The sequence below is a fragment of the Chloroflexus aurantiacus J-10-fl genome (genome assembly GCF_000018865.1).
GTDB classification, from domain to species: domain Bacteria; phylum Chloroflexota; class Chloroflexia; order Chloroflexales; family Chloroflexaceae; genus Chloroflexus; species Chloroflexus aurantiacus.
Map to the genome: position 1 here is coordinate 2284678 of NC_010175.1, position 12032 is coordinate 2296709.

At 56.8% G+C, this 12032-nt stretch carries 11 protein-coding genes; 9 read left to right on the forward strand and 2 right to left on the reverse strand.

What is annotated here, in order from left to right; genetic code table 11:
• The first annotated feature begins 26 nt into the window (after window positions 1-26).
• Window positions 27-572 (forward strand): peptide-methionine (S)-S-oxide reductase MsrA, encoded by a 546-nt coding sequence (gene msrA / locus CAUR_RS08725; protein WP_012257533.1) that lies wholly within the window; start codon window positions 27-29, stop codon window positions 570-572.
• Between the two features lie 42 nt (window positions 573-614).
• On the opposite strand, the gene CAUR_RS08730 is transcribed toward msrA, so the two are convergent.
• Window positions 615-1745 (reverse strand): iron-containing alcohol dehydrogenase, encoded by a 1131-nt coding sequence (locus CAUR_RS08730; protein ID WP_012257534.1) that lies wholly within the window; start codon window positions 1743-1745, stop codon window positions 615-617.
• A 513-nt stretch (window positions 1746-2258) separates the two neighbouring features.
• Window positions 2259-2609: a 50S ribosomal protein L19 gene (gene rplS, locus CAUR_RS08735; RefSeq protein ID WP_012257535.1), complete on the reverse strand. Its 351-nt coding sequence runs from the start codon at window positions 2607-2609 to the stop codon at window positions 2259-2261.
• A 237-nt stretch (window positions 2610-2846) separates the two neighbouring features.
• On the opposite strand from rplS, the gene CAUR_RS08740 reads away from it, so the two are divergent.
• From CAUR_RS08740 to CAUR_RS08775, 8 genes are all read left to right on the forward strand, one after another.
• Window positions 2847-3308: a chemotaxis protein CheW gene (locus CAUR_RS08740; RefSeq protein ID WP_012257536.1), complete on the forward strand. Its 462-nt coding sequence runs from the start codon at window positions 2847-2849 to the stop codon at window positions 3306-3308.
• Window positions 3305-3718: a hypothetical protein gene (locus tag CAUR_RS08745; protein WP_012257537.1), complete on the forward strand. Its 414-nt coding sequence runs from the start codon at window positions 3305-3307 to the stop codon at window positions 3716-3718. Before CAUR_RS08740 ends, CAUR_RS08745 begins: the two co-directional genes overlap by 4 nt.
• Window positions 3715-5181 carry a methyl-accepting chemotaxis protein gene (locus CAUR_RS08750; protein ID WP_012257538.1) on the forward strand — a complete coding sequence of 489 codons (1467 nt, stop codon included), beginning with the start codon at window positions 3715-3717 and terminating at the stop codon, window positions 5179-5181. Before CAUR_RS08745 ends, CAUR_RS08750 begins: the two co-directional genes overlap by 4 nt.
• Window positions 5182-5433: 252 nt before the next feature.
• Complete coding sequence (locus CAUR_RS08755) at window positions 5434-7653, forward strand: hybrid sensor histidine kinase/response regulator (RefSeq protein WP_012257539.1); 2220 nt, start codon at window positions 5434-5436, stop codon at window positions 7651-7653.
• A 2-nt stretch (window positions 7654-7655) separates the two neighbouring features.
• On the forward strand, window positions 7656-8015 hold the full coding sequence (locus tag CAUR_RS08760; protein WP_012257540.1) for a response regulator: 360 nt from the start codon (window positions 7656-7658) through the stop codon (window positions 8013-8015).
• Between the two features lie 43 nt (window positions 8016-8058).
• Complete coding sequence (gene cheB, locus CAUR_RS08765; RefSeq protein WP_012257541.1) at window positions 8059-9144, forward strand: chemotaxis-specific protein-glutamate methyltransferase CheB; 1086 nt, start codon at window positions 8059-8061, stop codon at window positions 9142-9144.
• A complete protein-coding gene (locus CAUR_RS08770; RefSeq protein ID WP_012257542.1) occupies window positions 9141-10559 on the forward strand; it encodes a CheR family methyltransferase in 1419 nt (472 codons plus the stop codon). Before cheB ends, CAUR_RS08770 begins: the two co-directional genes overlap by 4 nt.
• Window positions 10560-11681: a PP2C family protein-serine/threonine phosphatase gene (locus CAUR_RS08775; protein WP_012257543.1), complete on the forward strand. Its 1122-nt coding sequence runs from the start codon at window positions 10560-10562 to the stop codon at window positions 11679-11681.
• Window positions 11682-12032 lie beyond the last annotated feature (351 nt).

The following is a 12032-nucleotide window of genomic DNA, read 5'->3' on the forward strand; positions in this document are numbered from 1 at the left end:
CGATTACGTAGACAAGGAGATTCGGTATGCCTCTGGAGACAGCTACGCTGGCTGGTGGATGTTTCTGGTGTCTGGAAGCGGTGTACGATCAGGTGAGCGGCGTGAAGGACGTGGTGTCGGGATATACCGGGGGGTATGTGCCCAACCCGACGTATCGCCGGGTGTGTGATGGCAATACCGGCCACGCGGAAGCGGTACAAATCCAGTTTGATCCCGAACAGATCAGCTATCGCGAATTGCTGGAAATTTTCTTCAGTATTCACGATCCGACGACGCTGAACCGACAGGGAGCTGATGTCGGCACACAATACCGTTCAGCCATCTTCTACCACTCTGAGGAGCAGCGTCAGGTGGCCGAGCAACTTGTGCGTGAGCTGACCGAACAACAGGTATTTCGCGATCCGATTGTGACGCAGATCGTCCCGGCTACCACTTTTTATCCGGCTGAGGAGTATCACCAGGAGTATTTTGCCCGCAATCCCTATCAGCCCTATTGTCAGTTTGTGGTGGCCCCGAAAGTGGCGAAGTTTCAGAAACTCTTTGCCCATCGGGTTGCCGGTGAGAAGAGCTGATCGAAGGGGGGCGAACACTATCGCTCGCCCCCTACCGGGTGATCACCACACCTCTTCAAGCATAGCAAGTAACTCTTCAGGCGTTGCCGGACGGGGATTGTTGAAAATGGCCGGTTCAACTGCCGCCAGTTCGGCCAGCTCCGGCAGCGCTTCACGTGGGACACCGACTTCACGGAGCGTAGTGGGTAACCCGCAGTCGGCAGTCAGGGTGCGTACCGCCGCAATACCATCAGCAATCACCTCGGCGTTGCTCCGGCCACCAACATTGACTCCCATTGCCCGGGCGATGCGGACATACCGTTCCGGCACTACCTCGCTGTTGAAGCGCATACCCGGCGGCAAGAAGATCGCGTTCGCCGTGCCGTGATGAACGGGGAATTTGCCACCCAGTGCGTGTGACAGCGCATGCACAACCCCAAACAGGCTATTACCACAGGCAATACCGGCCATCGTCGCCGCAATCAACAACTGGCTACGGGCCTCCATATTTTCGCCGTCGTGGACTGCATCGCGTAGATAGGTGGCAATCATGTCAATCGCTGCCAGCGCCAGACTATCGCTCAAGGGGTTGTTTTCGGTTGAAACATACGTCTCAATCGCGTGCGAGAGCGCGTCCATTCCCGTGGCCGCTGTCAGGCGCGGCGGTAAGGTGCGGGTCATGAGCGGATCGAGAATGGCCAGGGTAGGAGTCACATAACGGCTCACAATACTTATTTTACGTTGACCTTCTTCATCAAGAATCACAGCAATTGGTGTCACCTCACTACCGGTACCGGCGGTTGTTGGGATTGCTATCAGCGGTGTGAGCGGAGTTTCAATCACATTGTAGCCTTCGTAATCGGGGATTGATCCGCCCAGCGTAAGGACGATACGGATACCCTTGGCCGTATCGATGGGGCTACCGCCACCGACTGCAATCAACAGGTCGGCACCGGCTACACGTGCCAGTTCAGCGCCTTCTGCGACTTTTGCCACCGACGAATTGGCCGGTACATCGTCGAAAATACCGACCAGCTCTATAGGTGCCAGGCCGGCCTGTACCACTCCCTTATCGGCCACAATAAAAGCCCGCCGTTGCGGCAACGCATTGCTGATGACCTGCCCTAATTCACTGGCCAGACCCATCTGGTATAACACTCTGGCACCAAGACTAAATTCAAAAAAGTCTTGCATTGGCTTACCCTTTTTTCTGCATAAAAGACCCCTACGTTTATTATACGACCGCGAGGCAAGAGGTTCAGGAAATGGTTGTGTTCTAACCACCTCATCACAGGTTGCACATCAGGGGGTTGGCGATACGGAACAGGAGCGCAGGCTCCTGCCTGTAACCTGCATCTGTCTCCCTGCGGCGAGCCTGGTTCACCTTACCTGTCATTGTCCGGTGCGTCTCTCGTGCTGGTGGACATCGGCAAGCCTGGTACGGAGGTACGGCTTTCGGGAGATAGAGAACGGCGTTTCTGCTGCAAACACCGGCGTGGATACGGTTTCCCGGTCGGGTTGCCCGTGGGGCATCGTTTGGCGTGCGCAAGCTACGTTTCCACACCCACCCTGGCACCGGCAGGCGCGGGGTGTATAGTGCGTACCCGGAAAAGGGATATTCACGATAGCCACTGGCTATAAAAAACCGAAGAGGCACTGCATTGCAATGCCTCTTCGTTATCGTGTCGGCGATGAGTGCTGTGTGGTCTAACGGCGCTCGCGAATCCGGGCCGCCTTGCCGGCACGCCCACGCAGGTAGTAGAGTTTGGCCCGTCGCACTTTACCCTGACGAATAACCTTGATCGAGTCGATCCGTGGGGCGTGCAACAGGAAGGTACGCTCAACCCCAATCCCGTGCGACGCAATGCGGCGGACGGTGAAATTCTCGTTGATCCCTTCGCCACGGCGGCGAATAACCACTCCCTCAAAATCCTGAACTCGCTCGCGATTTCCTTCGACCACTTTTACGCCGACGCGCACCGTGTCACCGACGCGAAATTCGGGAATATCGGTGCGGTACTGGCGCCGGCCCAACTCTTCTAGCAGTTGCTGCGACACGGCGTCGCTCCTTTCGCATGATGCCGGCAGGCGCCCGCATGGCAGCGGGACTGCACAGCGCGCTGACACACAAATTTGGCAGGCGGATGGCTTGCCGCCTGCCAGATCGGCTCTGTTCCGCCTGCGATTATAGCACAGTCATTGTATACCGGCAAGTAGCTTGACTGATGCGTCTGCTTGCCGTATGCTCACACATATTACCGGAGATTCCGGTCATCTGGTGCTGATACAGGATCTATGCAATCATTATCGGGCCAGTCTCAAACCTCTGTATATCTGTATGTGCGTCTGGCAGCCGAGCATGTTGCTCTGGTCGGCACGGCGGTGCGAGAGATTATGCGCTGGCGGACACCAACACCGGTTCCCGGTGCACCACCAACCATTCCCGGTCTGATCAATCAACGAGGGCAGATTCTGCCGGTGATCGATGCGCGTCTGCTTCTAGGCCTGCCGGCGGCGTCTCCTGATCGGACAACTCGTCTGATCTGGGTTCATCACGAGCAGATAGATGCTGCGCTTCTGGTTGATGCAGTGGTGGATTTGATTACGATTGAGGCGGGGCAGATCGAACCACCCCCGATCAACCTTGTCGGAGCGGCTCAACGGGCGATACAGGCCATCTATCGCTACCGTGATGATCTCTCCATCGCTATCCTCGATCCGGCAGCGTTGTTTGTGCTTGTGCAGGAGGTGCTGTGATCCTGCTCATCGAGACGATCTCCCGTCGCTATCTTTGCCGACAGAACGATGTTGACGCGGTTGGTTTTCCTTCGACTGCTGACCGTGATGATCGTGGGCGACCAATCATGCGGAGTCAGCTTGGCCCCTTACTCGATCCTTCCGATCCACCAGCTTCTGGACGCTTACACGCGCTCACTATTCATCTGCGGCGGCGGGTTGTAGAATTATTGGTGGTACGGATTGATCTTCTCGCTGAACCGCCATCGGTGGTACCGCTCGCACCGTTTCTGACAGCGTGCTTGCAGTTACCATGGGTGACCGGTGCAGCGTTACTGGATGAACAGCCGGTTTTAATGCTCGATCTGCGACGATTGGCTACCGATCTCGCCCTTGGTCTGCGCCTGAAACATGCTGAGGCTGCGCTATGAATTCGCGAACTACCACTTTTTCGTTCTCTGAACTGTCGGCTCTCCGTGAAAATCGTTTGCTTCTGCAATGGCTGGTTGTAGCTGGTGCGATTGTTCAGCTTCTGTTCTGGGTTATCGGTCTGGTTTTTTGGCTGACCGGTAATGCAGAGCTGGCTTCGTTCGTGATCGCTAGCCTGATCGCGTTGGTGGGACTGTCGCTCTACGGGCTGGCAAGCTGGTCATTCCGGCAAGGGCGAACACTCTCTGGGCGGCGCTGGCTGTTTCTGGCGATGACATTTGGATCGATACTGGTTCTGCTCCTGTTTGGAGGAGTTGATGGCGCACGGGTCAGCGTGATGTTTGTCGCCATCGTCAGCGCTGGCCTGCTGGGTAGTGGGCAGGATACATTTCTGGTCAGTTTGGTCAATCTGGCCGCTTACCTGTTGCTGTTGCTGGCCGAGCAATTCTGGGGATTGCAACCCTTCCATGCCGGAAATCTCTTGATCGATAGCGGTTTTCTGGTGATTGCCGTCGTCTCGGTCAGCACACTGGCCTGGCTGAGTAGCCGTGATCTCAGCCGCGCCCTGGTTGAGTCGCAATCACGGGCCGAAGAGCTGTTACGGAATACTGAGCAGTTGATGGAAAAGAATATCCAGCAGGTCGAGTTGGGGAGTGAACTGGCAGCGGCTGCCGCTGAATTGCAGGCCAATTCGCAGCAGCAGGCCGGTGGCGCCAGCGAGCAGGCCAGTGCTGTCTCAGAGGTCTCGACGACGATTGAAGAGTTGGGGAGTACTGCCCGTCAGATCGCACAGGCGGCTGAACATGTATCCGAAGCGGCGCAACAGACGCTGGAACAACTGAGTAGTGGTCAGAATGCGGTTGATGAGAGCATTCAGGCGATGGAGCGGATTCGCCAGCGCGTGCAAGACATTTCAACTCGTGTGCTCGGTTTGGGTGAGCGTTCACAACAGATCGGCGAGATTATCGACCTGATTGATGACATTTCTGATGAAACCCATCTGCTTGCGCTTAATGCAGCCATTGAAGCTGCTGGTGCCGGCGAGTATGGCCGCCGCTTTGCAGTGGTTGCCGCTGAAGTGAAGAGTCTGGCCAATCGCACGCTCGCCGCGGCGAAAGAGGTCAAGGGGGTGATTGCCGAAATCCGCCAGGCCACCAGCGCTGCAGTGCTGGCTGCCGAAGAGGGGAGTAAAGAGGTTGAACGTGGGGTTGAGCTGGCACACCGCGCCGGGCAGGTGATGGATAACATCGTGATGGTGGCCGAACGTACAGCGCAAGCGGCTGCCGAAATCGGTCTGGCAACTGCGCAGCAGCAAAGCGCCAGCGAGCAGGTGGTTGAGACAATGCGTGAAATTGCTGAGGTGGCCCGCCAATCGGCGCTCAGTGCACGCCATATGGCCGAATCGGCAGTCAAGTTGAATGCGATTGCAGCCCGTTTGCATGGACTGGCTTCTTCTGAACATTAGCAGCCGTCTCGTGCTATGCTTGAAAAGCCAGCGTCTGTCATACAGAGCTGCCGTTGAGTGTGGTTTGAGCGAATTGGAAGCCTTTGCTCCAAAACGGTGAAGTGGCTACCGGTGAAGTGCGGAAGGGTTGCTCCGGTGGGGTGCAATCTATATGGATGGGAGAGACATTTGCGGAGCGACCTACGCTGTCATTGAACAGGCCAGTATTGCCCAGACTCTCAGTGAGCGCCGTGTTGAGAACAGTTGTACCGTATGGATTTGACCAGCTTCTACGATCAGTTTCGTGATGAGACAGCCGAAAATGTACGGGTGTTGAACGATGCCCTCTTGAACCTGGAGGCGCAGGTTGATGATGGTCAGCGGCGGGCAGCCCTGGATCGGGCTTTTCGCGCAGTCCATACGATTAAGGGGTCGGCGCGCATGCTGGGTTTTGATCCGATTGCTCAGTTGGCGCATGCACTGGAACATGTCTTAGGTGATCTGCGAGAAGGTCGGTGTATACCTGAACGAACACTGATCGATCTGCTGCTGCAAGGTGGCGATCTGGTTACCCGGCTGACCGCTGAGATTCCTCAGTTGTCGGCAGCAACTCTCGCCCATCTGCCAGATTTTTTGCAAGCGCTAAGGGCAATCTCTCCGGCAATCCCTTCCGTTTCGCCACCCACTCCACAACCTGCTTCGCCAGAGCCGTCGTCGCCAATCGACACACCACTGCGTACCACACGCCAGACAGTGCGAGTGCGTGTTGATCGCCTCGACCGACTGTTTAATCTGGCCGGTGAACTTACCATCGAGCAACAATCGCTTGCCGAACTCGGTACGGAATTAGAACAGTTATACGCACTGGTCTCGCGCCAGCAACGTGCACTGCTGGCCCTTGAACAAGAGCTGGCCCGTCTCCGTTTCTCGTCAACTCAGCGCCAGGCGCTTGATGCGCGTCTGTCCACCTTGCGTGATGTGCAAGTGATGCTCGTTGATCGTGTCCAGAACCAGCGCGAGAACCTTGATCGTTACCTGTCGCGTCAGCATCTACTGGTCAAAGATCTGGAGCAAGAGGTCATGGCGGTGCGCCTGTTACCGATTGCTACCATCTTTAACTCACTCCCCCGTCTGGTGCGTGATCTGGCAACGGCGACCGGTAAACAGGCAGTGTTGGAGATCCGTGGTGAAACGACCGAGCTTGATCGTAAAGTGCTGGAGTTGATTAGCGATCCGCTGGTTCATCTGATACGGAATGCAGTTGATCACGGTCTCGAACCACCGGATGAACGCATTGCGCAGGGCAAACCACCAACAGGTTTGATTCAGGTCAGTGCCGAGTCCTCGGGCAATGAGGTGCGGATCAGCATTCAGGATGATGGTCGGGGAATTGATCCAGCTCGCATCCGCACCCGGGCGATAGAACTCGGTCTGTTAACTGCCGGTCGAGCCGATCAGCTCGATACGCAAGAGACGCTCGATCTCATTTTCCAACCCGGCTTCTCGACGGCAACGAACGTTACCGAAATTTCCGGGCGTGGAGTCGGTATGGACATCGTGCGCGCCAATCTGCTTGAATTGGGCGGGCAGGTGCGCATCGATTCGACCATCGGCCAGGGTACGACCATCACGCTCACGATCCCGCTCACTTTAATCACCAGCCGGGTTGTGGTTGTGCAGGTCGGCCAACACCATCTGGCGCTGCCGGCAGTGACTGTTCGGAGTATCTTGTGGGTACAGCGCGATCAGATTCAGTTCATTGATGGTCAGCCGACATTCGCGCATCAGCAACGCACGATCAGTCTGCTCGCTTTGGCCGAACTACTGGCTATTCCCGCGGAGTCGCCACTCACGCGCTACCGTCGTGTACCGGCTGTATTACTCAAGACGCGACAACATCGCGTTGCCTTGTTGGTTGACGACGTGATCGATGAGCGCGAGGCTGTGATTAAGCCACTCGGCCCTCTGTTTGCTCGCCGCCCGGCCTTGAGTGGCGCGGTCCAATCGGGAGATGGTCGTCTCGTGTTGTTAATCAATCCGCTCTACCTGGTCGAAAGGAATGGCTATCGGCCAAAGCCTGCTGCTACCGCAATCAAGCCGGTAGCGGAACCAACCCGAACGGCACGCCTGCTGGTTGTTGATGACTCGTTTACAACACGCGAATTATTGCGCAGCATTCTCCAATCGGCTGGTTACGATGTTACGGTGGCTATTGATGGGGCAGATGCTCTTGACAGGCTCCGTTCGACGCCATACGATCTGGTAGTAAGCGATATCGAGATGCCTCGTGTCGATGGCTTTACCCTCACGACTCGCATCCGAAATGAACTGGCCCTCGTTGATCTGCCGGTCATTTTAATTACCAGCCTTGCTTCCGAAGAACATCGTCGTCGCGGGTTGGAAGTGGGAGCACAGGCCTACATCGTGAAGAGTCAGTTTAACCAGGACAGTTTGCTGAACGTGATTCAGCAACTGCTCGGCCACGAGGAGTAGCTATGCCAACCATTCTGGTCGTTGATGATAGCCGTCTCGTTACCGACATCGTCAAGATGCGACTCGAGATGTATGGCTATACTGTTCGTCTCGCCCATAGTGGTGAGGAGGCGCTGGCCGCGATTGCTGCCGAACCGCCTGATCTGCTGGTGCTCGATGTGCAGATGCCTGGTATCGATGGCTACGAGGTGTGCCGTCGTATTCGTGAAGATCCGGCGCTCGATGATCTGCGTATCATTATGCTAACCTCATCTGATGACAAGCGCGCAGCGTTTGAAGCCGGGGTTGATGATTATCTCAACAAAGACATTGATCTCCTCAACCTGCCTAATCGGGTGCGACTGGTACTGGATATGGAATAACAGGTTACCTTCGCTTAGCGGCGCAATGATGGGGTAGGGGTGTATGACAAACCCTCTGCGCGTCCTTGTTGTCGATGACTCGGCGCTGATGCGTCGGTTGTTGCGGCAAATGCTTGAAAGTGATCCGACAATCCGCGTGGTCGGTGAGGCCGGTGATGGTAAGACGGCTATCGCGCTTACTGCTGAGCTGCGGCCTGATGTGATCACCCTCGATGTACGTATGCCGGTGCTCGATGGAGTCGAGACGACGCGCCAGATCATGGCGTACCATCCAACACCGATTCTGGTTCTATCCGCAGCAGTCAGCGGTCAAGACGCCAACATCTCGTTTGAGGCGCTGGCTGCCGGTGCGCTTGAGGTGATGGAAAAGCCAAGCCTGACCGATCCTGACTCGCTCGATCACCTGCGGCGGGTGCTTATCAGACGGGTGAAGCTTATTGCGCGGATCAAGGTCGTAACTCATCTACGCGGTCGTCGCCAGCCCCCACCTGTAGAACGTGTCTCTCTCGGTGATACGCCGCACTATGTGCGTACCCCGCGCATTGCCCCTGGTCAATTTCCGGTGCTGGTAATCGGCGCCTCGACCGGTGGGCCGAAAGTGGTTCGTCAGTTATTAGCCGGTCTACCCCGTACCTTTGGGGCAGCGGTCATCGTAGTGCAGCACATTGCGCAGGGGTTCGGGGCCGGAATGGCCGAATGGCTGGCCGGCGCAAGCGCACTTCCGCTGGAACTCGCTAGCGAGGGAATGCTGCTGCGACCCGGTCATGCTATTCTGGCCCCTGATCGTGCCGATCTCCTTATCAAACCTGATGGCACTGTTCATCTGAGCATGTCACCGTTGTTGCTCCAACGCCCTTCGATTGATATTACGATGACGGCAGTTGCCGAACTCTATGGAGCCAGTGCAGCAGGTGTACTATTGACCGGCATGGGGCGTGATGGGGCGGTTGGCATGCGGGCGATTCGACGGGCCGGTGGGCTGACGATTGCCCAGGACGAAGCCAGTTGTACCATTTTTGGTATGCCTCGTGCGGCGATTGAGTTGGGTGCTGCCGAGCTGGTCTTGTCACCCGAAGAGATGATAGTGGTATTGAGCGAGCGTTTTGCCGGATCTGCGAGTATGCCATGACGCTATCTACAGAAGCTCTTGTTCCGCTTCGCGATTTGCTGGCGCGCTATTGTGGCGTCCTGCTCGATGATGCGCGTCTGGTTACCCTCCGCAGTGCGGTGGAACGACGGGCGGCGGCGGCGGCTCGCACACCGGCGCGCTACCTGGCCGATCTGGTGTTAGATGCTGACCGGACTGAGTTACAACAACTGGCCGAATTGCTCCTCAATCACGAGACAATCTTCTTCCGCAATCGTCCGCACATGGACGCCTTACGTAAAACGTTGTTGCCGTCATTGCATGCCACGCTGCCACCGGGGATGCCGATCAAAATCTGGAGCGCCGGGTGTGCTACCGGTGAAGAACCATATTCGATAGCCATAACTGCGCTGGAAGCTCTCGGCGATCCCCTCCCACGTCCAGTTTCGATTCTGGCGACCGATCTCAGTGCGTCGGCATTGGCAAAGGCCCGGCAGGGAGTGTACCGCGGGCGAACGATCTCCAATCTGACTCCGGCCCAACGCGCGCGCTTCTTTACCACCACCGATGCTGGCCTGTCGATTCACGAACGGGTACGGCAACTGGTCACATTTGTCCAACATAATCTGCTCGAACCCTTTCCGGCAGCGGCTTATGGCACTCATATCCTCTTTTGTCAAAATGTAACGATCTACTTTTCGCTTGATACCTGTCGTAGCCTGATGGCCCGCTTCTACGATGCACTGGCAGATGGCGGCATCCTGTGCCTTGGCTTCTCCGAAACGCTCTGGAACATTTTCGACCGCCTGACACCGGTTGCTGTTGATGGTGCATTTCTGTATCGCAAAGATCCGCCGCCGGCCCGGTGGATGCCGACGACCACCGGTCAACGGTTGCCGGCACCGGCTCTGCGTACTCGTGCGCCGCGTCCGCTCGAACGAAAAGTGACATTATTTACCGAGGAAGCCGTCGTTCAGGAAGGTCGCCAGTTGATCGAAAATGGCCAAATCGATACAGCACTGGAATTATTCGCCCGTGTGCCATTGGCCGGTCGTCATGCACCCATGGTGTTGGCTCTTGCTGCCCAGGCCCATGCCAATCGCGGCGATCTCGATCTGGCCTTGGCCGAAGCACGGCGTGCGCTGGAGCTGAATCCACTACTGACCGAGGCGTATCTCTTGCTGGGTTTGATCTATGAGCGACAACAACAAATGCCTCTTGCCATTCGGCACCTGGAGCGGGCACGGTATTTGAACCGCGACCATCCATTGGTGGCCTTCCATCTGGCCGAGTGCTACCGTCAGAACCGACAGATCACCGAGGCTATCCGCGAATATCGAAATGCTGAACGCTTATTAAACAATCTACCACCTGATCAGCTTCTGGAAGGGGTTGCAGTACAATGGCTGATTGAGAGTTGCCGGCGTTGGATCGGCCGGCTTGAGGGAGAGCGTTAAATGCCCGTCCGTCATGATCGTCTGCTGCCAGCACTGCCCACACGGCGCCGGGTCTGGCCGAGTCTGTTAAGTCATCGCCAGCGCAGACGAATAGTTGTGCCAAAACGTCAGTCGCCAGGAGAACCTGCTCTTCATGAACCGGTAGTCGATGAGGCTGCCCAGCAGCGTGCCCGTGAGATTGAACAGGAGTTGCAGCTTGCCCGTGATATTCAGCAGGGCCTCTTGCTAGAGGCGGCGCCTCATCTCCCCGGCTGGGAAGTGACGGCGATCTCATTGCCGGCTCGTGATTTAGGTGGTGACCTCTACGATTTTCTCCCTCTGGCTAATGGCCTGCACGGCATCATGATCGGTGATGTCAGCGGCAAAGGTTTGCCTGCAGCTCTGCGTATGGCCGTGGCACGTACCGTCTTTCGCCACGAAGCCCGTCGGTATGCCGATCCGGCATCGACGATAGCTGCCGTAAATCGTGGTATCTTGAGCGAAATTCCGCATGGCATGGTCACGATGCTGTATCTGCACCTTGAACCGCATACGGGAGCGGTACGTTGTGCGAATGCCGGTCATACCTTTCCGTTGTTGATTACCGATACGATCCAGGAGCTAGAGATCAGCGGCTTACCATTAGGGGTTGATAGCGAGAGCGAATATACCGAATTGAATGCGGTCATTGCACCGGGTGAAAGCCTGCTGTTGTACACCGATGGTCTGATCGAAGCCACCCGTGCGGATGGTGCGATTTTGGGTTTCGAGCGTCTGGTCGAACTGATAATGGTTCAGCCACAGCGTAAGCCTCGTGCGCTAGCTGCGGCATTGGTGCAAGAGGTTCGTACCTGGACGAATGGTGTGCTCAGTGATGATGTGACCCTCGTGATCCTGCGGCGGCGGTTGCTCGATCTGGCAGCCGAAATGCGCAGCGTAATTGTCGATGTGATTGGGAGCGAGGCCATGCACACGCTTTGGGCAACGGCTTTTGCCGATGGGGTGCCGGCTACAGTTGAAGCATGGCGCGAGCGTCTGCCTCAATTACAATCACTGGCCCAGGCTCAGTTTGGACGTGGTCTGGCCCGCGAGCTATTGCAACAGATACGACTGACGCTCGATGACTATCGCGAGCATGTTTGAGCGAGTGAACGTAGGTGATTCCATCAGAGTTAGTAGCCATCTCATCCATCCACCAAGAGCGCGACCGCCAGAAGATCACGTTGCGGCGAGAATACCGTTGCCAGACCGGATTGCCCATGGCGCGCAGGTTGGAGTGCGGCAGCCGCGCTGCCGCGCAGCCGTCCTCACGCGCCGACGTGGGGCGCAGCGGTTTGCTCATCGGTCACTACCCGCCGCAGCGATCCGTGGGTGTCACCTGCATGGTACAGATGGGTGGATTCCGTCGGGGTGGGTTCAAAACCCGCCCCGACCTTACCATGCATGGGATGCAGCGAACGAAGGGGTGGCGGAAAGGTACGTCTTGAATCGCAT